At 73.4% G+C, this 26,533-nt stretch carries 20 protein-coding genes; 7 read left to right on the top strand and 13 right to left on the bottom strand.

What is annotated here, in order from left to right:
* Positions 1-180: 180 nt before the first annotated feature.
* The 5 genes from ilvC to C0216_RS06335 all read right to left on the bottom strand — a co-directional run bounded on the left by ilvC (position 181) and on the right by C0216_RS06335 (position 8,046).
* Complete coding sequence (gene ilvC / locus C0216_RS06355; protein ID WP_114054308.1) at positions 181-1,182, bottom strand: ketol-acid reductoisomerase; 1,002 nt, start codon at positions 1,180-1,182, stop codon at positions 181-183.
* A gap of 94 nt (positions 1,183-1,276) precedes the next feature.
* Entirely contained in the window at positions 1,277-1,801 is a 525-nt protein-coding gene (gene ilvN, locus C0216_RS06350; protein ID WP_114054307.1) for an acetolactate synthase small subunit, read from the bottom strand.
* Positions 1,802-1,832: 31 nt separating this feature from the next.
* Entirely contained in the window at positions 1,833-3,719 is a 1,887-nt protein-coding gene (locus C0216_RS06345; RefSeq protein WP_114054306.1) for an acetolactate synthase large subunit, read from the bottom strand.
* Between the two features lie 204 nt (positions 3,720-3,923).
* Positions 3,924-6,761 carry a putative bifunctional diguanylate cyclase/phosphodiesterase gene (locus C0216_RS06340; protein WP_246042344.1) on the bottom strand — a complete coding sequence of 946 codons (2,838 nt, stop codon included), beginning with the start codon at positions 6,759-6,761 and terminating at the stop codon, positions 3,924-3,926.
* A gap of 337 nt (positions 6,762-7,098) precedes the next feature.
* Positions 7,099-8,046 (bottom strand): 2-hydroxyacid dehydrogenase, encoded by a 948-nt coding sequence (locus C0216_RS06335; RefSeq protein ID WP_114058492.1) that lies wholly within the window; start codon positions 8,044-8,046, stop codon positions 7,099-7,101.
* A 72-nt stretch (positions 8,047-8,118) separates the two neighbouring features.
* Here C0216_RS06335 and C0216_RS06330 point away from each other — a divergent pair, with 72 nt between their 5' ends.
* The 3 genes from C0216_RS06330 to C0216_RS06320 all read left to right on the top strand — a co-directional run bounded on the left by C0216_RS06330 (position 8,119) and on the right by C0216_RS06320 (position 10,718).
* Positions 8,119-9,126 carry an aldo/keto reductase gene (locus C0216_RS06330; RefSeq protein ID WP_114054304.1) on the top strand — a complete coding sequence of 336 codons (1,008 nt, stop codon included), beginning with the start codon at positions 8,119-8,121 and terminating at the stop codon, positions 9,124-9,126.
* A 146-nt stretch (positions 9,127-9,272) separates the two neighbouring features.
* Positions 9,273-10,499, top strand: a complete 1,227-nt coding sequence (locus C0216_RS06325; protein ID WP_114054303.1) for a PQQ-dependent sugar dehydrogenase — start codon at positions 9,273-9,275, stop codon at positions 10,497-10,499.
* 36 nt (positions 10,500-10,535) lie between these two features.
* Positions 10,536-10,718 (top strand): DUF6191 domain-containing protein, encoded by a 183-nt coding sequence (locus C0216_RS06320; RefSeq protein WP_428985400.1) that lies wholly within the window; start codon positions 10,536-10,538, stop codon positions 10,716-10,718.
* A 122-nt stretch (positions 10,719-10,840) separates the two neighbouring features.
* Here the strand turns inward: C0216_RS06320 and C0216_RS06315 are convergent, their stop codons facing one another.
* Both C0216_RS06315 and C0216_RS06310 read right to left on the bottom strand, forming a co-directional pair.
* Positions 10,841-13,081 carry an MMPL family transporter gene (locus C0216_RS06315; RefSeq protein WP_114054302.1) on the bottom strand — a complete coding sequence of 747 codons (2,241 nt, stop codon included), beginning with the start codon at positions 13,079-13,081 and terminating at the stop codon, positions 10,841-10,843.
* 202 nt (positions 13,082-13,283) lie between these two features.
* Positions 13,284-13,679 carry a signal peptidase I gene (locus C0216_RS06310; RefSeq protein ID WP_114058490.1) on the bottom strand — a complete coding sequence of 132 codons (396 nt, stop codon included), beginning with the start codon at positions 13,677-13,679 and terminating at the stop codon, positions 13,284-13,286.
* A gap of 55 nt (positions 13,680-13,734) precedes the next feature.
* Between C0216_RS06310 and C0216_RS06305 the strand changes: the two genes are divergently transcribed.
* From C0216_RS06305 to C0216_RS06290, 4 genes are all read left to right on the top strand, one after another.
* Positions 13,735-14,574, top strand: a complete 840-nt coding sequence (locus tag C0216_RS06305; RefSeq protein ID WP_114054301.1) for a GNAT family N-acetyltransferase — start codon at positions 13,735-13,737, stop codon at positions 14,572-14,574.
* Positions 14,575-14,593: 19 nt separating this feature from the next.
* Positions 14,594-15,094 (top strand): DinB family protein, encoded by a 501-nt coding sequence (locus C0216_RS06300; RefSeq protein WP_114054300.1) that lies wholly within the window; start codon positions 14,594-14,596, stop codon positions 15,092-15,094.
* Between the two features lie 85 nt (positions 15,095-15,179).
* Positions 15,180-17,243, top strand: a complete 2,064-nt coding sequence (locus tag C0216_RS06295; RefSeq protein WP_114054299.1) for a penicillin acylase family protein — start codon at positions 15,180-15,182, stop codon at positions 17,241-17,243.
* On the top strand, positions 17,240-17,851 hold the full coding sequence (locus C0216_RS06290; RefSeq protein ID WP_114054298.1) for a GNAT family N-acetyltransferase: 612 nt from the start codon (positions 17,240-17,242) through the stop codon (positions 17,849-17,851). Before C0216_RS06295 ends, C0216_RS06290 begins: the two co-directional genes overlap by 4 nt.
* A gap of 86 nt (positions 17,852-17,937) precedes the next feature.
* Here C0216_RS06290 and gatB read toward each other — a convergent pair whose 3' ends face one another.
* The 6 genes from gatB to ligA all read right to left on the bottom strand — a co-directional run bounded on the left by gatB (position 17,938) and on the right by ligA (position 26,515).
* Positions 17,938-19,389: an Asp-tRNA(Asn)/Glu-tRNA(Gln) amidotransferase subunit GatB gene (gene gatB, locus C0216_RS06285; protein ID WP_246042784.1), complete on the bottom strand. Its 1,452-nt coding sequence runs from the start codon at positions 19,387-19,389 to the stop codon at positions 17,938-17,940.
* 72 nt (positions 19,390-19,461) lie between these two features.
* Positions 19,462-19,710, bottom strand: a complete 249-nt coding sequence (locus tag C0216_RS06280) for a hypothetical protein (RefSeq protein WP_114054296.1) — start codon at positions 19,708-19,710, stop codon at positions 19,462-19,464.
* A complete protein-coding gene (gene gatA, locus C0216_RS06275; protein ID WP_114054295.1) occupies positions 19,707-21,206 on the bottom strand; it encodes an Asp-tRNA(Asn)/Glu-tRNA(Gln) amidotransferase subunit GatA in 1,500 nt (499 codons plus the stop codon). Before gatA ends, C0216_RS06280 begins: the two co-directional genes overlap by 4 nt.
* Positions 21,207-21,211: 5 nt before the next feature.
* Positions 21,212-21,508 carry an Asp-tRNA(Asn)/Glu-tRNA(Gln) amidotransferase subunit GatC gene (gatC, locus tag C0216_RS06270; protein ID WP_114054294.1) on the bottom strand — a complete coding sequence of 99 codons (297 nt, stop codon included), beginning with the start codon at positions 21,506-21,508 and terminating at the stop codon, positions 21,212-21,214.
* 173 nt (positions 21,509-21,681) lie between these two features.
* The gene (locus C0216_RS06265) at positions 21,682-23,880 is read right to left on the bottom strand and encodes a bifunctional diguanylate cyclase/phosphodiesterase (protein WP_174250352.1); all 2,199 of its coding nucleotides are present in this window, start codon (positions 23,878-23,880) and stop codon (positions 21,682-21,684) included.
* Positions 23,881-24,265: 385 nt separating this feature from the next.
* A complete protein-coding gene (gene ligA / locus C0216_RS06260; protein ID WP_114054293.1) occupies positions 24,266-26,515 on the bottom strand; it encodes an NAD-dependent DNA ligase LigA in 2,250 nt (749 codons plus the stop codon).
* Positions 26,516-26,533 lie beyond the last annotated feature (18 nt).

The raw sequence follows: 26,533 nt of genomic DNA, 5'->3' as shown, positions 1-26,533 counted from the left end.
GCCTGACGCGTTGTGTTGAGCAGTGTAGTGGCGGATCCGAAACCGGTTTCCGCCTGTCCGTAAGGATCACCCGTCCGGGGTTGGCCGGGGTGGACAAGCCACGCTGCCGAGGTCTGCGCTCCTGGCTGCCCGGGGTGCGGCGCGGGGCCGGGGCGGTGTGCGCCCCGGCCCCGCCGCGGGTCAGTTCTCGTCGCTGTCGACCCAGCTCATCAGCTTGCGCAGCTTCTTGCCGGTGGTCTCCAGCAGGTGCTCCTCGTCGGCCTTCTTGTACTCGTTGTACTTCGGCAGGCCGGCCTTGTACTCGGCCATCCAGGTGTTGGCGAACTCACCGCTCTGGATCTCGGCGAGGACCTTCTTCATCTCGGCCTTGGTGGCGTCGGTGATGATGCGGGGGCCGGTGACGTAGTCGCCCCACTCGGCGGTCTCGGAGACCGACCAGCGCATCTTCTCCAGGCCGCCCTCGTACATGAGGTCCACGATGAGCTTCAGCTCGTGCAGGCACTCGAAGTAGGCGATCTCCGGCTGGTAGCCGGCCTCGGTCAGGGTCTCGAAACCGGCCTTGACCAGGGCGGAGGCGCCACCGCAGAGGACGGCCTGCTCACCGAACAGGTCGGTCTCGGTCTCCTCCTTGAAGGTGGTCTTGATGACGCCGGCGCGGGTGCCGCCGATGCCGGCCGCGTAGGAGAGGGCCAGGTCGAAGGCCTTGCCGGTGGCGTCCTGCTCGACGGCGGCGATGCACGGGACGCCGCGGCCCTCCTCGTACTGGCGGCGGACCAGGTGGCCCGGGCCCTTCGGGGCGACGAGGGCGACGTCCACGTTGGACGGGGGCTTGATGAAGCCGTAGCGGACGTTGAAGCCGTGGCCGAAGAAGAGCGCGTCGCCCTCCTTCAGGTGGTCCTTGACGGACTCCTCGTAGATCTCGGCCTGGAGCGGGTCCGGCGTCAGGATCATGATGACGTTCGCCCACTCGGCGGCCTCGGCCACCGGCAGGACCTTCAGCCCCTGCTCCTCGGCCTTGGCCTTGGACTTGGAGCCCTCCTTCAGGCCGACGACGACGTCGACGCCGGAGTCACGCAGCGACAGCGCGTGGGCATGGCCCTGGCTGCCGTAGCCGATGACCGCGACCTTGCGGCCCTGGATGATGGACAGGTCGGCGTCGTTCTCGTAGAACAGCTCGGCCACTGGGATATCTCCTTGGTGCGCTGGTGTTGCTCCCACCGTACGGCGGGGAACGTGGACGAAGTTTCCTGGTCTCGCGATGCGAGAGCCAAAAGGGTCAGGCGCTGCGGTCGAGCGCGCGCAGGCTGCGGTCCGTGATGGACCGTCCGCCGCGCCCGATGGCGATCGTGCCGGACTGGACGAGCTCCTTGATGCCGAACGGCTCCAGCATCTTCAGCATGGCGCCGAGCTTGTCGGCGCCGCCCGTGGCCTCGATGGTGACGGCCTCCGGGGAGACGTCGACGGTCTTGGCGCGGAAGAGCTGCACGATCTCGATGATCTGCGAGCGGGTCTCGTTGTCGGCGCGGACCTTCACCAGGACGAGTTCGCGCTCGATGGCGTTGGACGGCTCCAGCTCGACGATCTTGAGCACGTTGACCAGCTTGTTCAGCTGCTTGGTGACCTGCTCCAGCGGGAGGTCCTCGACGTTCACGACGATCGTGATGCGGGAGATGTCGGGGTGCTCGGTGACGCCGACCGCGAGGGAGTCGATGTTGAACCCGCGGCGGGAGAACAGGGCGGCGATCCGGGCCAGGATGCCGGGGGTGTTCTCGACCAGGACGGAGAGCGTGTGCTTGGACATGTGGGGCGTTCTCTCTCTCGGCTCTTCCGGCTCAGTCGTCTTCGTTGTCGCCGAAGTCGGGACGGACGCCCCGGGCGGCCATGACCTCGTCGTTGGAGGTGCCGGCGGCGACCATCGGCCACACCATGGCGTCCTCGTGGACGATGAAGTCGATGACGACGGGGCGGTCGTTGATGGCGTTGGCCTCGGCGATGACCTTGTCGAGGTCGGCCGGGTCCTCGCAGCGCAGCGCCACGCAGCCCATCGCCTCGGACAGCTTGACGAAGTCCGGGACGCGGGTGCCCTTGCGGGGCGCGGTCGACTCGCCGAGCTGGGAGCCGACGGTGTCGTGGCCGGTGTCGTCGGCGTGCAGCACGGTGTTGGAGTACCGCTGGTTGTAGAAGAGGGTCTGCCACTGGCGGACCATGCCCAGCGCGCCGTTGTTGATGATCGCGACCTTGATCGGGATGTTGTTCAGGGCGCAGGTGACGAGTTCCTGGTTGGTCATCTGGAAGCAGCCGTCGCCGTCGATCGCCCAGACCGTGCGGTCCGGGGCGCCGACCTTGGCGCCCATCGCGGCGGGGACCGCGTACCCCATGGTTCCGGCGCCGCCGGAGTTGAGCCAGGTGCGGGGCTCCTCGTACTGGATGAAGTGCGAGGCCCACATCTGGTGCTGGCCGACGCCGGCCGCGAAGACCGTGTGCGGCGGGGCGAGTTCGCCGATGCGCTGGATGACCTGCTGCGGCGAGAGCATGCCGTCGTCGGGCGTGTCGTAGCCCAGCGGGTAGGTCTCGCGCCAGCGGTTGAGGTCCCTCCACCAGGCGGCGTAGTCGCCGGCGTTGCCGTCGTTGTGCTCGGCCTGGATCGCCTGGATCAGGTCGGCGATGACCTCGCGGGCGTCGCCGACGATCGGGACGTCGACCTCGCGGTTCTTGCCGATCTCGGCGGGGTCGATGTCCGCGTGGATGACCTTGGCGTAGGGGGCGAAGCTGTCGAGCTTGCCGGTGACCCGGTCGTCGAAGCGGGTGCCGAGCGCGATCAGCAGGTCGGACTTCTGCAGGGCGGTGACGGCGGTGACCGCGCCGTGCATGCCCGGCATGCCGATGTGCAGCGGGTGGCTGTCGGGGAAGGAGCCCAGCGCCATCAGGGTGGTGGTGACCGGGACGCCGGACAGCTCCGCGAGGACCTTCAGCTCGGCGGTCGCGCCGGACTTCATGACGCCGCCGCCGACGTACAGGACGGGGCGCTTGGCCTGGCAGATCAGCTTGGCGGCCTCGCGGATCTGCTTGGCGTGCGGCTTGGTGACCGGGCGGTAGCCGGGCAGGTCCTGGGCGGGCGGCCAGGAGAAGGCGGTGCGGGCCTGGAGGGCGTCCTTGGCGATGTCGACGAGGACGGGGCCCGGGCGGCCGGTGGACGCGATGTGGAAGGCCTCGGCGATGGTCTTCGGGATGTCCTCGGCCTTGGTGACCAGGAAGTTGTGCTTGGTGATCGGCATGGTGATGCCGACGATGTCCGCCTCCTGGAAGGCGTCGGTGCCGATCGCCTTGGAGGAGACCTGGCCGGTGATGGCGACGAGCGGGACGGAGTCCATGTGCGCGTCGGCGATCGGGGTGACGAGGTTGGTGGCGCCGGGGCCGGAGGTGGCCATGCAGACGCCGACCTTGCCGGTGGCCTGCGCGTAGCCGGTGGCCGCGTGTCCGGCGCCCTGCTCGTGCCGGACCAGGATGTGGCGGACCTTGGTGCTGTCCATCATCGGGTCGTACGCCGGGAGGATCGCGCCGCCCGGAATGCCGAAGACGGTGTCGCACCCCACCTCTTCGAGAGAGCGGATGAGGGACTGCGCACCCGTGACGTGCTCAACGGCGGCGGGCTGCTGTCCGCCGGAACGGGGCCGCGGCTGCGGATGCTGGGCCCCGGAGGCCTGCTCGGTCATCGGCATTCTCTTCTCGAAGCTGAGGGTTTTACGACGGTTCGAAGGTGTGCCAGTGCAACAAAAAACCCCTCGTGCCGGATGGCAAGCGAGGGGAGCGCGTCGGGTGCACGGAGCGGGGACATGCAGGTCCCGGCTTCAGCCGACGCGCTTTCCAAGTACGAGAATTCGGGTGCGCATGGCACTGACCCTCCCTCCGCCGGGAGGGGGATGTCAAGTAGGTGGGACGGGCGTCTCATTATGTGAGCCTCTCCGGACGGCCATCGCGCCCCCGGACGCACCACCGGCCAGGGCGGGCTCGACCGCCCCGCCCGGTACTGGGAACGTACCGCGCACCAGCGCGCGCCGCAGCCTGTACTCGTCGAGCGGGCCGGAAAACGCCAGTCCCTGGCCGTGCGTGCATCCCATGGACCGCAGGGCCAGGACCTGCTCCGGCAGGTCGACCCCCTCGGCCGCGGACTGCATGCCCAGATCGTTTGCGATGCGCAAGAGGCCCGCGGTGATCTTGCGGAGGCGGGAGGACTCGACGACGCCCGCGACCAGCGCGGGGTCCAGCTTGAGGATGTCCACCGGCAGCCGGCGCAGGGCCCCGATGCCGGCGTAGCCGCTGCCGAAGCCGTCGAGGGCGACCAGGACGCCGAGCCGGCGCAGGGCGGCCAGGCGGCGCTCCAGCTCGTCGAAGGGGACCCTGGGGTCGCACTCGGCCAGTTCGACGACCAGCGCCCCCGGAGGCAGCCCGTGGCGGCGCAGCAGCGCCTCCAGGGAGCCGGGCGGTCCGGCCCGGTCCAGCAGCCGGTCGGCGCCCATCCGCACGCACACCGGTACGCCGTGCCCCGCCGCGTGCCGGTCGGCCGCCTCCCGGACGGCCTGCTCCAGCAGCCAGCGGGCGATCTCCGCGGGCCGGCCGCGCCCGGTTCCGAACGCCCCCTCCGGCTGGTGCGCGGCGGCCGCCTCTGCCGACGGGACGCCCTCGCCCTGCTCGGCGACTCTCAGGAACTCGGCGGGGGTGAAGAGGATCCCCTGCCCCGAGCGCCAGCGGGCCTGCGCCGCGACGGCGCTGACCTCGCCCGTCTCCAGCGAGACGACCGGCTGGTGCAGCAGGGCGAACTCGCCGCCGCGCAGCGCCGTCCGCAGCCGGCCGGCGGCCTCCGCCCGCCGTACGGCGTCGGCCTGCATCTGCGGGGCGTACAGCTCGACGCGGTCCTTGCCGCCCGCCTTCGCCCGGTACATCGCGAGGTCCGCGTTCCGCATGAGGTCGGTCGGGGTGATCCCCGGTTCGGCGAAGGCCACGCCGATGCTGGCGGCCACCCTCACCTCGGTCCCGCCGACCCGGTACGGCTGGGAGAGGGTGGCGCGCAGCCGGTCCGCGATCTCGCGGACCTGGTGCTCGCGGGCGCCCCGGTCGCGGCCAGCGTCGCCGGCGATCAGTGCGGCGAACTCGTCGCCGCCGAGGCGGGCGGCGGTGTCCCCGGCGCGCACCGAGTCCTGGAGGCGGCGCGCGGCCTCGACGAGCAGCTCGTCCCCTGCCTGGTGGCCGATGGTGTCGTTGACGGCCTTGAAGCCGTCGAGGTCGATGAAGAGGACCGCGGCGCCGCGGTCGCCGGCGCGCCGCCCGGTGAGGGCCCGGCGGACCCGGCGGGTGAACAGGGCCCGGTTGGGGAGGTCGGTGAGCGGGTCGTGCTCGGCGCTGTGCTGGAGCTGGGCCTGGAGCCGGACGCGTTCGGTGACGTCGCGGCTGTTGAGGATGAGGCCGCCCTGGTGGCGGTTGACGGTGGATTCGACGTTGAGCCATTCGCCGCCGCCCGACTTGAAGCGGCACTCGATGCGGGTGGTGGGCTCCTCGGCCGGCGGGGCGGCGAGGAAGCGGCGCACCTCGTGGACGACGCGGCCCAGGTCGTGCGGGTGGATCAGCGAGGCGAGCTCCGTGCCGACCAGCTCCTCCGCCTCGCGGCCGTACACCCCCGCGGCGGCCGGGCTGACGTAGCGGAGCGTCCCGGCCGGGTCGGCGATCATGATGACGTCGCTGGAGCCCTGGACCAGGGAGCGGAAGTGGTTCTCCTTCTGCGCCAGCTCCTGCGTCAGCGCGATGTTGTCGAGGAGCATGATGCCCTGGCGGATGACGAGGGCGAGGACGACGGTGCAGCCGGTGAAGACGACCACGCGGTCGACCTTCCGCCCGTCGACGACGTTGTACAGGATCCCCAGGGTGCAGACGGCGGCCGCCAGGTACGGCGTCAGCGCGGGCAGCGAGCCGGTGATGGGGCGGCCGGCCTGGCGGTCGGGGTGCCGCCCGGCGGGGCCGGACGGCAGCCGGCGGGCGCCCCACGGCGCGTACGCGAGGAGGAGCGAGCCCGCGAACCAGCCCGCGTCCAGCAGCTGGCCTGACTGGTAGCCCGCGCCCAGCAGCGGCGAGGTGAACAGGGCGTCGCTCAGCACGGTGAGGGCCAGCGCCGCGATGGCGGTGTTGACGGCGGACCGGTTGACCTCGGAGCGCCGGAAGTGCAGGACGAGCACCATCGAGACGAGGGCGATGTCGAGCAGGGGGTAGGCGAGCGAGAACGCGGCGCGCGGCACACTGCCGGCGACGCCCTCCTGGGCCGTCCGCGCGGCGTTGGCCAGGGCGAGGCTCCAGGAGAGGGTGAGCAGTGAGCCGCCGATGAGCCAGGAGTCGAGCGCGAGGCACACCCAGCCGGCCCGCGTGACGGGGCGCTTGGCGAGGACGAGCAGGCCGACGATGGCGGGCGGCGCGAAGCAGAGGAAGGCGAAGTCGGCCAGCGACGGCTTGGGCACGGGCTCGCCGAGGACGACCTCGTACCAGCCCCAGACGGCGTTGCCGCAGGCTCCCATGAGGGAGGAGAACGCGAAGAGCAGCCAGGCGGGGCGCTCGCGGCTGTCGATGGTCCGCGCGTACGCGTAGCAGGAGACGGCCGCGAGCAGGGCGGCGGCGCTGAGGCCGAAGTCGCCCATGATCTCGGCGAGGTCCTGGGATCCCCACCCGAGGGCGGCGCCGACCGCGTAGCCGCCGCTGACCACGGCGAGGAGCAGCTGCATCGCGAGGCTCCTGCCGCCCCCGCAGGAGTGCGGCCGGCCGACCGCGGCCGCGCCCGGGGCGTTCACCGGTCCCCCTCGCAGGCCGGTTCCGGCGCGCCCCTTCGTCGTTTCCGGCGGCTGTGCCGCAGCGGATCCCTGGTCCATTGGCCGTGCATCGCCCGTCGCCCCCCAAAGTGTCCGATCACCCCAGCGCCAGACGTTCGTGGCGCAGCCCCTTGTTCCGGACGATACACCACTTTCGTCACTCAGCGATATAGATGTTTTACGCTGAGTTACCATATGGGGAATTGATGCCACTGAGCGCATCCGTACGGATGCGGAGCGTGCGCACCGCGCGTCAGCTGGTGATCAGCACGGTGTTCTCCAGCGGCTCCCCCGCTGCGAACCGGCCGAGCTGGCGGGCCACCAGGCGCTTGGCGCGCGGCTCGAAGGCAGAGCTGCTGCCGCCGACGTGCGGCGTGATGAGGACGTGGGGAGCGTGCCACAGCGGATGTCCGGCGGGCAGCGGCTCGGGGTCGGTGACGTCGAGGGCCGCGCTCAGCCGGCCGGACTCCAGCTCGGCGAGCAGGGCGCCGGTGTCGACGACGGGCCCGCGGGCGACGTTCACCAGCAGGGCGCCGTCCGCCATCGCCGCGAGGAAGTCCCTGCCCGCGAGGCCGCGGGTCGCGCCGGTGAGCGGGGTGCACAGGATCACGACGTCGGCTTCCGGGAGGAGGCGGGGAAGGTCGTGGAGAGCGTGGACGGGCCCGCGCGCGGTAGTGCGCGCCGAGCGCGCGACGCGCATGATCCGCGCGCACTCGAATGCCGCGAGCCGGTCTTCGACGGCTGCGCCGACGGATCCGTAGCCGACGATGAGCACGGACTTGTCGGCGAGGGCGGAGTAGAAGCCGCCGAGCCACTGCTCGCGGTCCTGGCCGCGGACCATGCGGGGGATGCCGCGCAGCGAGGCGAGGACGAGGGTGAGGGCGAGCTCGGCCGTGCTGGCCTCGTGCACCCCGCGGGCGTTGCAGAGCCGGACTCCGGCCGGCAGGCGGTCGAGGCCGCCGAGGACGTGGTCGACGCCGGCGGTGAGGGTCTGCACGACCTCGATGTCCGGCATGCCCGCCAGCGGCCGCAGGGTCACCTCGGGCGACTTCATGTACGGGGTGACGTAGAAGGTGCAGTCGGCCGGGTCGGCGGGGAAGTCGTCCTCGCCGTCCCAGCGCCGGTAGCGGAAGCAGTCGGGAAGGCCCTCGACCTCCTCCGCCGGGAACGGGAGCCAGACGTCCGGGGTCTTTGCAGTCATGATCACGAGGCTATGCCAAGGGATCGCGATCAAGCCGTTAGGTTGTTGGCGGACGCGGAGGGGGACGCACGGGTGGAGCGCAGGTCGATCGGGGCGGGGGCGCTGGCGGTGGGCGCCGTCGGACTCGGGTGCATGCCGATGAGCTGGGCCTACGCGCCCTCGCGGCGGCGCGGCGAGGAGTCGCTGGCGGCGGTGCACACGGCGCTCGACCTCGGCTGCACCCTGCTCGACACGGCCGACGTGTACGGGCCGTTCACGAACGAGCTGCTCCTCGGCAGGGTGCTGCGCGAGCGGCGGGCGGAGGCGTTCGTGTCCGCCAAGGTGGGGCTGCGCGCGGGCGAGCAGCACGTGGTGGCGTGCGGGCGGCCGGAGTACCTCAGGCGGGCCTGCGACGCCTCGCTGCGCCGGCTGCGCACCGACGTCATCGACCTCTACCAGCTGCACCGGGTGGACCCGGAGGTCCCGGTGGAGGAGACCTGGGGCGCAATGGCCGAGCTGGTGGGCGCGGGGAAGGTGCGCGCGCTGGGGTTCTGCGCTCTCGGCGCGGGCGCCGGCCCGGGCGCGGGGCGCCGCGGGGACCCGGCGTACGGGGCCCTGCTGCGGCACCTGGACCGCGTCCAGCAGGTGTTCCCGGTGAGCGCGGTGGAGGCCGAGCTGTCGGTGTGGTCGCAGGAGGCGCTGCGGCGGCTGCTGCCGTGGTGCGCGGCGCGCGGGGTGGGGTTCCTCGCGGCGATGCCGCTGGGCAGCGGGTTCCTGACGGGGACGCTGACCCCGGGGCAGGGTTTCGAGTGGGAGGACGTCCGGGCCCGGCACCCGCGGTTCACGGCGGAGGCGATGGCGACGAACCAGGTGCTGGTCGCGGGGCTGCGCCGGGTGGCCCGGCGGCACGGTCCGCAGGTGACGGCGGCGCAGGTGGCGCTTGCGTGGGTGCTGGCGCAGGGGCCGCAGGTGGTGCCCGTGCCGGGCGCGGACCGGGCGGGCTGGGCGGCGGAGAACGCGGGGGCGGCGGGGCTGCGGCTGACGCCGGGCGACCTGGCGGAGATCGCGGCGCTGCCGGCGGCCGTGGGGTCCTGGGACTGACCTCCGGAGGTGCCCGGCCGGGGAGCCGACCCAGGACCACTCGATCGGGTGTACGACTGGTGGAACTTCGGGGGGAGTCCGAGTGGTTGGACAGGTGACGGGCACGATCGCGTCGGGCGGTCGCGGGACCGGAGGGGAGCAGGGCCATGCGGGGAGTGCGGACGGGGCGGCGGTTCGGCGGGGCGGGCGCGGGCCGGCCTGCGGAGTACGGGCGGGTGCGCGGCGTGCTGGCCGCCGTGGCGCTCGCGGGGTGCGGGGCGCTGCTGGCGGGGTGCTCGCCGGAGGGCGGGCCGGCGGGATCCACGGGCGCGTCACCGCCGCGCGGGGCCCCCAGCGGATCGGCCCAGGCGTCGGCGGCGGCAGCGTCCGCGGCGCCGGCGAAGGGCTCCGTGGAGGTCACCGGGGAGGTGGCGCGGGACCTGGAGTCGCCGTGGGGCGTGGCCCCGCTGCCCGAGGGGGACCTGCTGGTGGCCTCCCGGGACAAGGGCACGATCAGCCGGGTCGCGGCCGCGTCGGGGAAGGCGGTGGTCGTCGGGAGGGTGCCGGGCGTCGCGCCGGGCGGCGAGGGCGGGCTGCTGGGGCTGGCCCTGTCCCCGTCGTTCGCGTCCGACCGGATGGTGTACGCCTACTTCACGACGGAGTCCGACAACCGCATCGCCCGCATGCGCTATGACGAAAAGCGCGAGCCGGGCCAGCAGCTCGGCGCGCCGGACACGGTGCTGCGGGGCATTCCGAAGGGGGTCGTGCACAACGGCGGCCGGATCGCGTTCGGCCCGGACCGCATGCTCTACGCGGGGACGGGTGAGACGGGCGACACGGGCCTCGCGCAGGACAGGAAGTCGCTCGGCGGCAAGATCCTGCGGATGACGCCGGACGGTCAGCCGGTGCACGGCAATCCCGAGCCCGACTCGGTCGTCTACTCCTACGGGCACCGCAATGTGCAGGGCCTCGCCTGGGACCAGGACAAGCGGCTGTGGGCGGCGGAGTTCGGCCAGAACACGTGGGACGAGCTGAATCTGATCGAGCCGGGTGCCAACTACGGCTGGCCGCAGGCGGAGGGCAAGGCGGGTCTGGCGGGCATGCGCGACCCGGTCGCCGTGTGGCGGCCGGACGAGGCCTCCCCCAGCGGCATCGCCGTCGCCCAGGGCTCGGTGTGGATGGCCGGGCTGAAGGGCGAGCGGCTGTGGCGGATCCCGCTGGCCGGGGACAGACCCGCGGCCGACCCCGAGGCGTTCCTGGAGGGCAGGTACGGCCGGCTGCGGTCGGTGGTGGCCCTCGGCGGGGACAGGCTGCTGCTGGTGACGAGCGAGACGGACCGCCGCGGATCCCCCGAGGCGGGCGACGACAGGATCCTGACCCTGACGGTCCGGTGACCGGTGGGCCCCGGGCGGGGCGGAAGGCGCGGTGGCGTGGTGTTCAACCTGATCGAGGAGCTGTTCAACCCGGGGCGCAGGCACACGGACGAGGAGCGCAAGCGGCTGGAGCTGTCCCGGACGGACGTCACGGACGGTGATCCGGGGCGCGGGCCGATAGACCTGGAATCCGGGAGGGTCCTCATACGCCGCGGGGATCAGGCTTCCCCGGCTGAGTGAGGCCCGGCAGCCGCAGCAGGTGGGGCGGAGGGCCGCCTGCCTCGCCCGCAGCCGCCGGACGCACTGCGGGCGGCCCGGGAGGGGCGCCGGCCTGGCGCGGCGGCGTAGGGGCAGGAAAGGGGTCAGTGGGAGGGGGCGGCGGGTTCGGCGTCGTCCTGGGCCGGGGCGGCAGTGCGCTGGGCGGGGAGGGCCGCGGCGGGGGCGGTCTCCGGCGGCTCGATGCTGATGCGCGGGAGGCGGCGCTCCAGCCAGGCCGGCAGCCACCAGTTCGCGCCGCCGAGCAGGTGCATGAGCGCGGGGACGAGGAGGGTGCGCAGGACGAAGGCGTCGAGGGCGACGGCCGCGGCGAGGGCGATGCCGAACATGGCGATGATCCGGTCGCCGCTGAGCACGAAGGCCAGGAACACCGAGATCATGATGACGGCGGCCGAGTTGATCACGCGGCTGGTCTCGGCGAGGCCGACGCGGACGGCCCGCCGGTTGTCGCCGGTCTCCAGCCACTCCTCGTACATCCGGCTGACGAGGAAGACCTGGTAGTCCATCGAGAGCCCGAAGAGGACCGACACCATGATCACGGGGAGGAAGGGTTCGATCGGGCCGGCGCTGCCCAGCCCCATCAGCTCGCTGCCCCAGCCCCACTGGAAGATCGCGACGACGACACCGAAGGAGGAGGCGACCGCGGCGACGTTCATGGCCGCGGCCTTGAGGGGGATGCCTATGGACCGGAAGGCGAGCAGGAGCAGGACGCACCCGAGGGCGATGACGACGCCGACGAAGAGGGGGAGCTTGCCGACGATGACGTCCGCGAAGTCGTCGTATCCGGCCGTCACGCCGCCGACGTGGACCTCCATGCCGGTGCCCTCGCGGGCGGCGGGGACGACGTCCTCGCGCAGGTGGGCGACGAGGTCGCTGGTGGCCCGGGACTGCGGTGCCGACTCGGGTACGACGGTGACCACGGCGGTGTCGCCGCTGCGGTTGAGGACGGCGGGGCCGGCGGAGGCGACGCCCTCGGCGCCGCGCAGCGCCTCGGCCAGGCGCTCGGCGGCGATCCGGTCGCCGGCGCCGTCGAGGCGGGCGACGACGGTGAGGGGGCCGTTGACGCCGGGTCCGAAGCCGTCGGCAAGCAGGTCGTAGGCCTGCCGGGTGGTGCTGGTCGCGGGGTTGTTGCCCTGGTCCGAGGTGCCCAGGTGGAGGGAGAGCGTCGGAAGGGCGAGCACCGCCATGGCGGCGGCGGCCAGGAGGCCGAGCTTCTTGGGGTGCCGCTCGACGAAGGCGGACCAGCGGGCGGCGAACCCGGTGGGCAGCTCCGGCTGCGGGCCGTCGGCGGCGAGGCGGCGGCGCTCGCGCCGCGAGAGGGCGCTCATCCCGATGTACGAGAGGAGGGCCGGCAGCAGGGTAACCGAAGCGGCGACGGTGAGGACGACGGTCAGCGAGGCGGCTATCGCGACGCCGTTCAGGAAGCTCAGCCGCAGGACCAGCATGCCGAGCAGGGCGATGCAGACGGTGGCGCCGGCGAAGACGACGGCCCTGCCGGTGGTGGCGACGGCCTGCTCGGCGGCCTCGGCCACGCCCATGCCGCGCCGCAGGGCCTTGCGGTGCCGGGTGACGATGAACAGCGCGTAGTCGATGCCGACGCCCAGTCCGACGAGGGTGCCGAGCATGGGGGCGAAGTCGGCGACGGCCATGGCGTGCCCGAGCAGGCTGATGCCGAAGTAGGCGGTGCCGACGGAGACGAGGGCCGTCGCGATGGGCAGCAGGCTGGCCGCGAGCGAGCCGAAGGCGAGGAAGAGGACGAGTGCGGCGACGGCCACGCCGATGACCTCGGCGAGGTGGGCCTTCGGTGCCTCGGTCAGGCCGATCGCCCGGCCGCCGAGCTCGACCTGCACGCCGTCCGCCTCGGTGGCGGCGTTCCTGGCGGCGGCGACGACCGCCTCGGCCTGCGCCGTGGGGACGGCGTCCGCCTGCCGGTCGAAGGTCACCACGGCGTAGGCGGTGCGCCCGTCGGTGCTGATCTGCGCGGCGCTCTCGGGCCCGGGCCCGTACGGTCCGGCGACCGAGCCGACGCCCGGCAGCTCGGCGATGGTGTCGAGGGCCCGGGTCATGCGCTGCTCGACGCCGGGTGAGCGGGCCGTCAGGTGCGCGGGGGTCCGCCACACGATGGTGTCGGTGTCGCCGCCCTGTCCGGGGAAGCCCTCGCGGAGGAGGGCGTGGGCCCGGCTGGACTCGGTGCCGGGGACCTCGTAGTCGGTGGAGAAGGCCGTTCCGGCGGTCACGGCGGCCGCGGCGGTCCCGCCGAGGGCGAGCAGCCAGATCAGGACGGCGGCCAGCCGGTGCCGCATGCACCACCGAGCGATTGCTGCCAACGGACGTGCTCCCTGGTGGGTCGGATCTTCACCGGGAGGCAGCCCGATGCGAAGAACACTGGAACGCGTGCAGGCCGGGCCGAGGGGAGGGTCGCTCCTGGGGCGGCCGGGATGGTGCGCACGCATACGATCGCAGCCATCGGTGATCGTTGGTCCGTTTCGTGTGCATCATCACAGATGCGCACCGCCCGCGGCCCGGGGGTCAGCCCTGCCGCACCGCAGGCGCCGCCGGCTCGTCGACGCGGTAGCCGGGGACGGACGGCCAGCGCACCGTCAGGACCACCGACTCCTCCTCCGCGTACCAGGAGTGGTCGACGCCGCGGCCCCACACCACGTAGTCGCCCTGCTCGGCGAGGACGACGTCACGGTCGGGGAACTCCATCCGGAAGCGGCCGCTGATCAGGACCAGCAGGGCGGTGCGCTCCTCCCCCGCCGTCCACTGCGCCCGCGCGTCCCCCTTCGGGTGGACGCCCCACTTGATCTCCACGTCCGCGCTGTGGCGCGGATCGCCGGGGTCCTTGAAGTGCCCGAGGAGCCAGCCGCGGTCGGCAGCGGCGTCGGGGGCGGCCTTGCCGGTGTGGATGCAGACGTCGTTCACGGGGGTGAGGCTAATGCAGTTGCGCGGGCCGGCGCTCCGGTGGTCGGCTGCCCCCATGGGAAGCGATCACGAGGGGCGGGCGCGCCTCCTGGCGGCATACGACCGCCATGTGCGCGAGTGCGCGCCGCCCGACACGCCCCGGTGCCGGGTCGAGCGGGTGGGCCGCGTGGTCCGGCAGACCTCGCCCGGCAGCGGCTGGAACGGGGTGCTCTGGTCGGACCTTGACGAGCACACGGCGGATGAGGCGATCGCGGCGCAGGTGGCGTACTTCGCGGGCCGCGGCTGCGGCTTCGAGTGGAAGCTGTACCGGCACGACCGCCCGGCGGGCCTGGAGGGACGGCTGCGCGCCGCGGGCTTCACCCCCGAGCCGGCCGAGACGGTGCTGGTGGGGCGGACGGAGGAGCTCGCCGCGCTGCCGGTGGAGCCGCCCGACGGCATCACGCTGCACGCGGTGGCCGACGCGTCGGGCGCGGGCCTGCTGGAGCGCGTCCACACGGAGGCCTTCGGCCGGCGCCGGCCCGGCCTCCGGGAGCTGGTGGGCGAGCGGCTGCGCGGGGCGCCGGAGACGATCGCCGCCGTGGTGGCGATGGCCGGCGGCGTCCCGGTGAGCGCCGCGCGGATGGAGATGCCGCCGGGCAGCCCCTTCGCCGGCCTGTGGGGCGGCGGCACGGTGCCCGCATGGCGCGGCCGCGGCGTCTACCGGCTGCTGGTGGCCCACCGGGCCAGGATCGCCGCGGCGCGCGGGATCCCGTACCTGCACGTGGACGCCTCCGCACAGAGCCGGCCGATCCTGGAGCGGCTGGGCTTCCACGTCCTCGGTACGACGGTTCCGTACGTGTGGGAGCCCGGACCCGGCACCTCCCCCGGCACCTGTCCCGGCCCCGGCCCGGCGTGAGAAAGGACGGCACCCGCCCGTGGAACGCATCGACCCGCCCCTGACCGGCGGTGAGCGCGAGACGCTGCGCGTCTACCTCGACTACCACCGCTCGACCCTGGCCCTGAAGTGCGAGGGCCTCACCGGCGAGCAGTTGCGGCGCCGTTCGATGCCGCCGTCGGCCCTGTCGCTGATGGGCCTGGTCCGCCACATGGCCGAGGTGGAGCGCCACTGGTTCCGCCGCACCCTGGGCGGTGCGGACGTGCCGCACCTGTGGTCGGACAGCGGCGACTTCCAGGCCGCCTACGACCCGGAGGGCTGCGGCCGCGAGGAGGCGTTCACCGCGTGGCACGCGGAGGTCGCGCACGCGCGGCGCGTGGAGGAGGCCGCCGAGTCGCTCGACGTCGCGGTGTTCGTGCGCAGTTGGGGGCAGGAGGCCTCGCTGCGGCTGATCATGCTGCACATGGTCCACGAGTACGCCCGCCACAACGGCCACGCCGACCTCCTGCGGGAGGCCATCGACGGCGCCACCGGGGCCTGACCGGCCGACCCGGGCGTCGGCACCCACACCCCGCACCCCTACACTTAGGCGAGCCTAACCTAATGCCTTGGGGAAGAGTGTGAGCGTGAGCGACGCGGACGACTTCGAGCTGTACCGGGACGACTGGGGTATCCCGCACCTGCGCGCCCCCGACCCGCTCCGGCTGGCCTACGCCCAGGGCCGGGCCACCGCCCTGGACCGGGCCTGGCAGCTGGAGGTCGAACGCCACCGCTCCCAGGGCGCCGGCGCCGCGATCCTCGGCCCGGACTCCCTCGCCTGGGACCGCTTCGCCCGCCAGAGCCGCCTCGACGACACCGCCCGCCGCTGCCACGAGGCGCTCGACCCGGAGACCGCCGCCTGGGTCGGGGCATACGTCGACGGCGTCAACGACGGCCTGGCCCGGGGCGCCGCCCGCGACGAGCGCTTCGCCCGCACCGGCCACACACCCGCCCCGTGGGAGCCGTGGGTGCCGCTCGGCATCTGGATCGCCACGCACATCCTGTTCGCCGGGTTCGCCACCAAGCTGTGGCGCGAGCGAGCCGCCCGCGCCCTGGGCGACGAGGCCGCCACCCTCTTCGCCACCGACGGCCCCGGCGCCGCCGGCAGCAACGGCTGGATGGTCCCCGGCGACCGGACCGCCGCCGGCTCGGCGATCATCGCCGGCGACCCGCACCGGATCATCGAAGAGCCGGGCGTCTACCAGCAGATACGACTGGCCTGCCCGGAGTACGACGTCGTCGGCATCGCCGTACCCGGCATCCCCGGCCTCGCCCACTTCGGCCACACCGGCACCGCCGCCTGGGCCATCACCAACGCGATGTCCGACTACCAGGACCTCTACGTGGAGCGGCTACGCCCGGCAGCCGACGGCTCCGGCTTCGAGGCGCTGGGGCCCGACGGCGCCTGGGAGCCCGTCCACCGGCACACCGAGACCATCGCCGTCGCGGGCGCAGACCCCGTGGAGGTCGAAATCCTGGAGACCGCCCGCGGCCCGGTCATCACCCGCGAGGAGAGCGCCGGCCAGACGCTCTCGCTGCGCTACCCGCCCCGGGTCCGCCGCGACCTCGGCTTCGCCGTCCTGCCCGCCCTGCTGCGCGCCCGCACGGTGGCCGACATCGACCGCGCCCTCGACGGCTGGGCCGAGCCCGTCAACGTCGTCCACGCCGCCGACTCCGAGGGCGGCCTGCTGCACCGCGTCGCCGGCGCCGTCCCGCTGCGCGACCCCGCGAACCGGCTGCGCCCCGTGCCCGCCTGGGACGCCCGCCACGCCTGGCAGGGCTGGGCGCAGACCCCTTCCGAGCCGGTGCAGGGCTTCGCCGTGATGGCCAACGCCCGCGGCATCGCCTCGCCGCTCGGCGTGGAGTTCGCTCCCCCGCACCGCGCCGACCGCATCCGCGAGCTGCTCTCCGGCTCGGCCGACTGGTCCCCGAAGGCCATGGCCGCCGTCCACGCCGATACGTACCTGGCCTCCGCGGAGCCGCTGCTCGCCCTGCTGCCCGCCCCGGAGGGGCTCTCCCCCGCGGCGCAGGCGCTGCGGACCCGGCTGCTGGCCTGGGACCGGCGCATGGACGCCGGCAGCACCGACGCCACCCTGTTCGCCGCCCTGCGCGCCGCCGTCGTACGCCGCTTCGCCGCCGACCCCGCCCTGGAGGGCCTGGCGGAGCCGCCGTCCGGCCCCGAGGTGTTCCACCCCTGGCTGTACCTGCTGCCGCGCATCGGCTACGCCCTGGAGGGCCTGCTGCGCTCGCCGCTGCTCCCCGGCCTGGACCGGGCCGCGCACGTCCGCGCCGCCCTGGAGGAGACCGCCGCGGCCGGCGCGCCCGAGACGCCCTGGTCCGAGGTGCACCGCCTCGCGCCGTGGTCGGCGCTCCCGGATCCGGACGCCGAGTGGCCGGGCCTCGGCGGCGACCACGACTGCGTCAACGCCACCTCCACCGTCCCCGGCTTCACCGACCTGTGCGGCCGCGCGTCGGCCGCCCGCTACGTGTGGGACCTCGGCCGCCGCGAGGACAGCCTCTGGGCCGTGCCCCTGGGCGCCGACGGCGTGGCCGGCACGCCCCACCACCGCGACCAGCTGCCGCTGTGGGCGCGCTGCGAGCTCGTCCCCGTCGTCACCGACTGGGCCCGCCTCACCAAGGAGGACGCATGAGCGCAGCCACCACCGCAGCCACCCGCGAGCCCGTCCACATCCAGGCCGTCGACGGGTTCGGCACGGTCACCCTCACCCCCGTCGACCCGGCCGCCGACGCCCCGCTGATCCACCGCTGGGTCAGCGAGGACCGCGCCCGCTTCTGGGGCATGGCCGGGGCGAGCCCGGACCTCGTCCGCGAGGTGTACGAGGACCTCGACCGCCGCACCACGCACCACGCGTTCCTGGCGCGCCGCGACGGGGTGCCCGTCGCCCTGTTCCAGACGTACGAGTGCGCGGCGGACCGGGTCTCCGAGTGCTACGAGGCGCGGCCCGGCGACACCGGCGTGCACCTGCTCCTCGCCCCGGCCCCGGGCGCCGCCGAGCCCGGCTTCAGCGGGCGGCTGATGGGCGCCTTCATGGCGTTCGTCCTCGCCGACGGGACCACCCGCCGCCTCGTCGCCGACCCCGACACCCGCAATGCGAAGGCCATCGCCCGCCTGGAGCGCTCCGGGTTCACGCTCGGCCCGGAGGTCGAGCTGCCCGAGATCGTGCTGCCGGAGATCCGCATCCCGGCGAAGCGCGCCCGCCTGGCGTTCCTGGAGGCACCCGGCACCCAGTCCCGCTGACGGGCCGCCACGCGCAACGGCCCGCACCCCGGGAGGGGGTGCGGGCCGTTCCGCGTGACGGAGGCCGGAGCCGCCGGACGCTCCGGCTAGGCGGAGACGCCGAGCTTCTCCAGGATGAGCTCCTTGACGCGGGCCGCGTCGGCCTGGCCGCGGGTGGTCTTCATGACCGCGCCGACCAGGGCGCCGACCGCGGCGACCTTGCCGCCGCGGATCTTGTCGGCGATGGCGGGGTTGCCCGCGATCGCCTCGTCGACGGCGGCGCCGAGCGCGCCCTCGTCCGAGACGACCTTCAGGCCGCGCTTCTCGACGACCTCGTCGGGGGCGCCCTCGCCGGCGAGGACGCCCTCGATGACCTGGCGCGCCAGCTTGTCGTTCAGGTCGCCGGCCGCGACCAGCGCCGCGACCCGCGCGACCTGCGCCGGGGTGATCGGCAGCTCGTCGACGGAGACGCCCTGCTCGTTGGCGTTGCGGGCGAGTTCGCCCATCCACCACTTGCGGGCGGCGGCCGGGTCGGCGCCCTCCTCGATCGTGGCGACGATGGAGTCCACCGCGCCCGCGTTGAGAATCGACTGCATGTCGTGCTCGCTGACGCCCCACTCCTCGCGGAGCCGGTTGCGGCGCACGCGCGGCATCTCGGGCAGGCCGGCGCGCAGCTCCTCGACCCACTCGCGGGACGGGGCGACCGGGACGAGGTCGGGCTCCGGGAAGTACCGGTAGTCCTCGGCGTTGTCCTTGATGCGGCCGGAGGTCGTGGAGCCGTCGTCCTCGTGGAAGTGGCGGGTCTCCTGGACGATCGTGCCGCCGCTGCTCAGGACGGCCGCGTGGCGCTGGATCTCGAAGCGCGCCGCGCGCTCGACGGAGCGCAGCGAGTTGACGTTCTTCGTCTCCGAGCGGGTGCCGAACTCCTCGGTGCCGTTCGGGCGCAGCGACAGGTTCACGTCGCAGCGCATCTGGCCCTTGTCCATGCGGGCCTCGGAGACGCCGAGGGCCTTGATGAGCTCGCGCAGCTCGGCGACGTAGGCCTTGGCGACCTCGGGGGCGCGGGAGCCGGCGCCGACGATCGGCTTGGTGACGATCTCGATCAGCGGGATGCCGGCGCGGTTGTAGTCCAGCAGGGAGTGGGAGGCGCCGTGGATACGGCCGGTGGCACCGCCGACGTGCAGCGACTTGCCGGTGTCCTCCTCCATGTGGGCGCGCTCGATCTCCACGCGGAAGACCTCGCCGTCCTCCAGCTGCACGTCGAGGTAGCCGTTGTAGGCGATCGGCTCGTCGTACTGGGAGGTCTGGAAGTTCTTCGGCATGTCCGGATAGAAGTAGTTCTTCCGGGCGAAGCGGCACCATTCGGCGATCTCGCAGTTCAGCGCGAGGCCGATCTTGATGGCGGACTCGACGCCGGTCGCGTTGACGACGGGCAGCGAGCCGGGCAGGCCGAGACAGGTGGGGCAGGTCTGCGAGTTGGGCTCGGCGCCCAGCTCGGTCGAGCAGCCGCAGAACATCTTGGTCTTCGTGCCGAGCTCGACATGGACCTCCAGGCCCATGACGGGGTCGTACGACGCGAGGGCGTCCTCGTACGACAGCAGTTCGGTGACGGTCACAGTGAAACTTCCCTCTCAGCCCATCAGGACGTCGTCGTCGCCGAGGCGCTTGAGCTCGCGGTACAGGATGGCGAGGCCGGTGACGATGGCGGCGGCCGACACGGCGGCGTCGACCAGCTTGAGCATGTCCTGCTCGGAGCGGGCCTTGCGGGCCTGCTTGATCACGCCGATGGCACCGAAGGCGGTGGTGCCGATCGACAGGTACGTACCGGACCTGGACTTCTTGAAGCCCTTGGCCTTGGAAAGAGCGCTACTACCGGTCACAGCGACGGAGCCTCCTCAAGCAGCGGGTGGCCCCAGCGCTCGGTGAAGGCGGCCTCGACGGCGGCACCGACCTTGTACAGGCGGTCGTCCTTCATCGCCGGGGCGATGATCTGCAGCCCGACCGGGAGGCCGTCCTCCGGCGCCAGGCCGCAGGGCAGCGACATGGCGGCGTTGCCGGCCAGGTTGGTCGGGATGGTGCACAGGTCGGCGAGGTACATCGCCAGCGGGTCGTCGGTGCGCTCGCCGATCGCGAAGGCGGTGGTCGGGGTCGTCGGGGAGACGATCACGTCGACCTGCTCGAAGGACTTCTCGAAGTCCCGGGTGATCAGCGTGCGGACCTTCTGGGCGGAGCCGTAGTACGCGTCGTAGTAGCCGGAGCTCAGCGCGTACGTGCCGAGGATGACGCGGCGCTTGACCTCGTCGCCGAAGCCGGCGTCGCGGGTCAGCGCGGTGACCTCCTCGGCGGACTTCGTGCCGTCGTCGCCGACGCGCAGGCCGTAGCGCATGGCGTCGAAGCGGGCCAGGTTGGAGGAGCACTCGGACGGCGCGATCAGGTAGTACGCGGCCATCGCGAGGTCGAAGGACGGGCAGTCCAGCTCGACGATCTCGGCGCCGAGCTCCCGCAGCAGCTCGACGGACTCCTCGAAGCGCTGCACGACGCCGGCCTGGTAGCCCTCGCCGCGGAACTGCTTGACGACGCCGACGCGCATGCCGGCCACGGAGCCGTTGCGGGCGGCCTCGACGACCGGCGGGACCGGCGCGTCGATGGAGGTGGAGTCCAGCGGGTCGTGCCCGGCGATCACCTCGTGCAGCAGGGCCGCGTCCAGGACCGTGCGGGCGCACGGGCCGCCCTGGTCGAGGGAGGAGGAGAAGGCGACCATGCCGTAGCGGGAGACCGCGCCGTACGTGGGCTTCACGCCGACGGTGCCGGTGACGGCGGCGGGCTGGCGGATGGAGCCGCCGGTGTCCGTGCCGATGGCGAGGGGCGCCTGGTAGGCGGCCAGCGCGGCCGCGGAGCCGCCGCCGGAGCCGCCGGGGATGCGGGTGAGGTCCCAGGGGTTGCCGGTGGGGCCGTAGGCGCTGTTCTCGGTGGAGGAGCCCATGGCGAACTCGTCCATGTTGGTCTTGCCGAGGATGACGACGCCGGCTTCCTTCAGCTTGCGCGTCAGGGTGGCGTCGTACGGCGGGATCCAGCCTTCGAGGATCTTCGAGCCGACCGTGGTCGGGACCCCGGCGGTGGTGAAGATGTCCTTGAGGGCGAGCGGGACGCCGGCCAGCGGGCCGAGCTCCTCGCCGCGCTCGCGCTTCGCGTCGACGGCGCGGGCCTGCGCGAGGGCGCCCTCGCGGTCGACGTGGAGGAAGGCGTGGACCTTCTCGTCGGTCGCCTCGATGCGGGCCAGGTGGGCCTCGGTGACCTCGACGGCCGTCAGCTCGCCGGAGGCGATCTTCTCGGCGGTCTGGGCGGCCGTGAGCTTGATGATGTGCGTGTCAGCCATGGTGATTAGTCCTCCCCCAGGATCTGCGGCACCTTGAAACGCTGCTGCTCCTGGGCGGGGGCGCCGGAGAGCGCCTGCGCGGGGGTGAGCGACGGTCGGACCTCGTCCGCGCGCATGACGTTCGTCAGCGGCAGCGGGTGGGAGGTCGGCGGTACGTCTTGGTCGGCGACCTCGGACACGCGGGCGACCGCGCCGATGATGTCGTCGAGCTGTCCGGCGAAGTGATCGAGCTCTTCACCGGACAGTTCCATACGCGCCAGCCGAGCGAGGTGGGCGACCTCCTCGCGCGAAATGCCAGGCATGCAGCGATCCTCTGGGGGTGGTGAGTGAGTGTTTTCCCACCAATCCTATGGGGCCGGGCCCCTGGGCCACGACACCCTTTGCCGCCGGGGGCGGCCGCCGGCCCCCGGCGGGCGGACCGCGCCACGGGCGGCCCGCCGGGCCGGGGGCCCGGACGGGAACCCGGACGGGGCCGCTACGGCGCCGGCGACTCCGCGGGCGCGGGGGCCGGCGAGAGCTCGCGGGTGATGTCCGCCGGTCGGCGCCAGCCGCGCTCGCCGCGGGCCAGCAGCCAGGCGGTGGCCTCCTGGGGCGGCATGGCGGCCGCGACCAGCCACCCCTGGACGGCGTCGCAGCCGAGGTCCCGCAGCCGCTCCCAGGTCTCGTCGTCCTCGACGCCCTCGGCGACGACGAGCAGGCCGAGCGAGTGCGCCAGGTCGACGGTGCAGCGGACGATCTCCGCGTCCTGCGCGTCGACCGCGAGCCGCGCCACGAACGAGCGGTCGATCTTCAGCTCGCTGACCGGCAGCCGGCGCAGGTGGACGAGCGAGGAGTAGCCGGTGCCGAAGTCGTCCAGCGACATCTTCACGCCGTGGCCGGTCAGGCCGGCCATCGTGTCGGCGGCCCGCTGCGGGTCCTCCAGCAGGACGTGTTCCGTTATCTCCAGCTGCAGGCCGCTCGCGGGGACGCCGTGCCGGGCGAGGCGGGCCGCGACGGCGCCCGCGAAGCCGGGGGTGTGGACGTCGCGCGGCGAGACGTTGACGGCGACCGGGACCTTCAGGCCCTGCGCGCGCCAGCGGGCCACCTGGGCCAGGGCGGTCTCCAGGACGTACTCGGTCAGGTGGGGCATCAGCCCGGAGGTCTCGGCGATCGCGATGAACTCGTCGGGAGGGACCCGCCCGCGCTCCGGGTGCACCCAGCGCACCAGCGCCTCCAGGCCGGCCACCTGGCCGTCGAAGCGGACCTTCGGCTGGTAGTGCAGCTCGACCTCGCCCGCGTCGAGGGCGCGGCGCAGGTCGCCGAGGAGGCCGAGGCGGTCGGGCGTGTTGCTGTCCCGCTTGGACTCGTACACCTCCACCCCGGTGCGGTCCCGCTTGGCCTGGTACATGGCCACGTCGGCGCGCCGCAGCAGCCCCTCGGCGTCGAGTGCGTGGTCGGGGAAGACGGCGAGGCCGGCACTGGCCTCCAGGACGAGGGTGAGGCCGTCCAGGTCCAGGGGGGAGCTGAGCTCGGCGACGAGGTGCCGGGCGACGCGCTGGGCGCTGGTGGCGGAGTCGGCGACGGGCAGGAGGACGGCGAACTCGTCGCCGCCGAGCCGGGCGGCCTCCGCCTCCCCGGGCAGGGCCTGGTGGAGCCGCTCGGCGATCTGGAGCAGCAGGCGGTCCCCGGCAAGGTGGCCGAGGGTGTCGTTGACGGCGCGGAAGCGGTCCAGGTCGATCAGCACGAGGGCCGAGCGGGTGCCCAAACGTTCAGCCTCGTCCAGGGCGGACCAGGTGCGCTCCAGCAGCCACTGCCGGTTGGGCAGCCCGGTCAGCGGGTCGCGCAGCTGCTCCTCGGCGCGGGCGCGGGCGATCCGCAGGGTGGAGTCCAGGGCGATCAGCGGCACGGCGAACAGCGGCAGCAGGACGGGCTGGGCGACGGCGACGACGCAGATCAGCGGGGCGATGCCGAGCAGGGCGACCGCGACTAAGGCCTGCCGCAGCAGGGCCGTGCGGGCGGCGGTGCGCAGGCCCCCGCCGCGCCGCCCCAGCGCGAACCACAGCAGGAGGCGGGTCACCAGCAGGTAGGCGACGGCGACCAGGACCACCTCGGGCGCGGCCTCCAGGCCCCAGGTGTCCGGTGTCCACGGGGACTCGACGGTGGGCGCCTCCCCGAAGGCGGCGAGGACGAGGGCGCCGGCCCCGATGCCGAGGATGTCCGCGGCTCCGTGCAGCAGCCCCTGCCGCCAGCGGTGCCGGCGCGCGGCCCACACCAGCGAGACGACGGAGAGGGAGACGAGCCCGGCGGGCAGCCAGCCGTACAGGATGAGCACGCCGAGGGTCAGGGCCGCGCCCGATCCGGTGCCGCCCCACCAGCGGTCGCGGCCGAGGGCGACCAGGTGGCCGACGATGATGCCGGTGAGCAGGGCGAGCGCCCAGCCGACCGCGCCGCCGGGGAACAGGGCCTGACGGTCGATCAGTGCCGCGGCGACGCCGGCCGCGAGGAGGACGGCGGCCAGGCCGACCACCGCGATCGGCAGCACGGTGCGCCGCGCGGCCCCCTGCTGCCCCGTCCCCGTGTCGAGCGGGCGGGTGTCGGGCGTCCTGGCGCGCCGGACGCCCGGCCGTCCCGTCCGCATGGGCGGGATCTCCCCGCCGACATCAGGTGACGGGTCGGCGCTATCGGTGGGTTTCATGCCCGTCCCTCTCACAGCCGGCTATGCCGATGTCACGCGATGGCCCCGATGTCATGCCATCACGGCTGGCATCGCACCGCTCAGCCGTGCACGACAGGCGCACCCCTCAACAGTAGGACGCGAGAGGCTCCCAGGGGCAGCGGTCGGCGGCGGTTGCCCGAACGCGACCCAGCCATCCTCATCAGTACGGTATCCGCCGAACAGGTGAGTTGGGACCAGGACCCCCCGCTCACCCGTCCGATGATCCGACAGGCCACCGCCCTGCCAACAGCCCTGTACCGGCCGTTTGCCACCGGCTGCCGCGCCGGGCGTGCGCCCGCCCGCACGGCCGCACGCCACGCATCCGTCCGCCGACGCCGCCTGCGGTGCGCGCGGCCCGGAGGTGCTATCCGGCCTGTTCGGCCGCCGGAGCCGCGGGAGCCGCCGGGTCCGCTGCGCCCGCCGCCGCACCGCCCTCGGCGGGGAGCGCGGCCTCGCGCGCCGCGTCGGGGCCCTGCTCCAGCAGGACGGCGAAGCCGGCCTCGTCGAGGACGGGCAGCTTCAACTGCACGGCCTTGTCGTACTTCGAGCCGGGGTTCTCGCCGACGACGACGAAGGAGGTCTTCTTCGAGACGGAGCCGGTGACCTTGGCGCCGCGGCTCTGGAGGGCCTCCTTGGCGCCGTCGCGGGTGTGGTGCTGCAGGGTGCCGGTGACGACGACCGTGAGGCCTTCGAGCGGACGCGGGCCCTCGTCCTCGCCGGCCCCCTCTTCCTCCATGCGGACGCCTGCGGCCCGCCACTTGCGCAGGATCTCCTGGTGCCAGTCGACCGCGAACCACTCCTTGACGGCGGCCGCGATGATCGGCCCGACGCCCTCGGTGGCGGCCAGCTCCTCCTCGTCGGCCTGCTCGATCCGCTCGATGGACCGGAAGGCGCGCGCGAGCGTCTCCGCGGCGACGGGGCCGACGTGCCGGATCGAGAGGCCGTTGATGAAGCGGGCCAGCGGCCGCTCCTTCGCCGCGGCGATGTTCTCCAGCATCGCCAGGGCGTTCTTCTTCGGCTCGCCCTTCTGGTTGGCGAAGACCGTGACGATCTTCTCCTCGCCGGTCTTCGGGTCGCGCTTGGGCAGCCCGCTGTCGGCGTCGAGGACGTACGCCTTGATCGGCAGCAACTGCTCGATGGTCAGGTCGAACAGGTCGCCCTCGTCGCGCATCGGCGGCTCGGCCGGCTCCAGCGGGTTGGTGAGCGCGGCCGCGGCGACGGCGCCGAAGTTCTCGATGTCGAGGCACTGCCGGCCCGCGAGGTAGAACAGCCGCTCGCGCAACTGGGCAGGGCACGTCTGCGCGTTGGGACAGCGCAGGTCGATGTCGCCTTCCTTCATGGCGCGCAGCGGCGTACCGCACTCGGGGCACTCGGCGGGCATGACGAACTCCCGCTCCGTGCCGTCGCGCAGGTCCACGACGGGGCCGAGGATCTCGGGGATGACGTCCCCGGCCTTGCGCAGGACGACGGTGTCGCCGATGAGGACGCCCTTGGCCTTGACGACCTCCTGGTTGTGCAGGGTCGCGAACTCCACCTCGGATCCTGCCACCGTCACGGGCTCGACCTGCGCGTACGGGGTGACGCGCCCGGTGCGGCCGACGCCGACCTTGATGTCGACGAGCCTGGTGTTGACCTCCTCGGGGGCGTACTTCCAGGCGATGGCCCAGCGCGGGGCGCGCGCCGTGGAGCCGAGGCGGCCCTGGAGCGGGATCTCGTCGAGCTTGACGACGACGCCGTCGATCTCGTGTTCCACGGAGTGGCGGTGCTCGCCGAAGTGGGCGATGAACTCGCGGACCTCGGCCAGGGAGGACACCACCCGGTTGTGCCGGGCGGTGGGCAGGCCCCACTCGCGCAGGAGCCCGTACGCCTGCGACAGGGTGGCGGTCTCGAAGCCCTCGCGGGCGCCGATGCCGTGCACCACCATGTGCAGCGGGCGGGTCGCGGTGACCTTGGGGTCCTTCTGGCGCAGCGATCCGGCCGCCGCGTTGCGGGGGTTGGCGAACGGCTTGTCGCCGGCGGCGACGAGGCGGGCGTTGAGCTCCTCGAACTTCTCCATCGGGAAGAAGACCTCGCCGCGGATCTCGACGACGTCGGGGATCCGGTCGCCGGAGAGGCGGTCGGGGACCTCAGCGATGGTGCGGACGTTGGGCGTGATGTCCTCGCCGGTGCGGCCGTCGCCGCGGGTGGCGGCGCGGGTCAGCCGGCCCTTCTCGTAGGTGAGGTTGACCGCCAGGCCGTCCACCTTGAGCTCGCACAGGTAGTGGAAGTCGGGGGTGCCGACGTCCCGGGCGACGCGGTCCGCCCAGGCTGACAGCTCCTCGTCGTCGAAGGCGTTGTCGAGGGAGAGCATGCGCTCGCGGTGCTCGACGGACGCGAAGTCCGTCTCGTACGCCCCGGCCACCTTCTGGGTCGGCGAGTCGGGCGTGCGCAGCTCCGGGTACTGCTCCTCCAGCGCCTCCAGCGAGCGCAGCAGCCGGTCGAACTCGGCGTCGCTGACGACCGGCTGGTCGCTCACGTAGTACCGGAAGCGGTGCTCCTCGACCTGCTCGGCCAGCAGCGCGTGCTGCTCGCGCACCGCCGCCGGTACCGCCGTGTCCTGCTGTTCGGCTGCCATGCCGTGTCCTCCCGTGGC

It is taken from the genome of Streptomyces globosus (genome assembly GCF_003325375.1).
GTDB lineage: Bacteria > Actinomycetota > Actinomycetes > Streptomycetales > Streptomycetaceae > Streptomyces > Streptomyces globosus_A.
Note: the sequence above shows the minus strand (reverse complement) of the source record. Positions and strands in the feature narration are given on the sequence as shown.

Coding starts and splice junctions, on each gene's coding strand:
- ilvN (WP_114054307.1), bottom strand. CDS start 1,801: ATGTCCAAGCACACGCTCTCCGTCCTGGTCGAGAACACCCCCGGCATC.
- C0216_RS06345 (WP_114054306.1), bottom strand. CDS start 3,719: ATGCCGATGACCGAGCAGGCCTCCGGGGCCCAGCATCCGCAGCCGCGG.
- C0216_RS06340 (WP_246042344.1), bottom strand. CDS start 6,761: ATGCAGCTGCTCCTCGCCGTGGTCAGCGGCGGCTACGCGGTCGGCGCC.
- C0216_RS06335 (WP_114058492.1), bottom strand. CDS start 8,046: ATGACTGCAAAGACCCCGGACGTCTGGCTCCCGTTCCCGGCGGAGGAG.
- C0216_RS06325 (WP_114054303.1), top strand. CDS start 9,273: ATGCGGGGAGTGCGGACGGGGCGGCGGTTCGGCGGGGCGGGCGCGGGC.
- C0216_RS06305 (WP_114054301.1), top strand. CDS start 13,735: ATGGGAAGCGATCACGAGGGGCGGGCGCGCCTCCTGGCGGCATACGAC.
- C0216_RS06290 (WP_114054298.1), top strand. CDS start 17,240: ATGAGCGCAGCCACCACCGCAGCCACCCGCGAGCCCGTCCACATCCAG.
- gatB (WP_246042784.1), bottom strand. CDS start 19,389: ATGGGCCTGGAGGTCCATGTCGAGCTCGGCACGAAGACCAAGATGTTC.
- gatA (WP_114054295.1), bottom strand. CDS start 21,206: ATGGCTGACACGCACATCATCAAGCTCACGGCCGCCCAGACCGCCGAG.
- gatC (WP_114054294.1), bottom strand. CDS start 21,508: ATGCCTGGCATTTCGCGCGAGGAGGTCGCCCACCTCGCTCGGCTGGCG.
- C0216_RS06265 (WP_174250352.1), bottom strand. CDS start 23,880: ATGAAACCCACCGATAGCGCCGACCCGTCACCTGATGTCGGCGGGGAG.
- ligA (WP_114054293.1), bottom strand. CDS start 26,515: ATGGCAGCCGAACAGCAGGACACGGCGGTACCGGCGGCGGTGCGCGAG.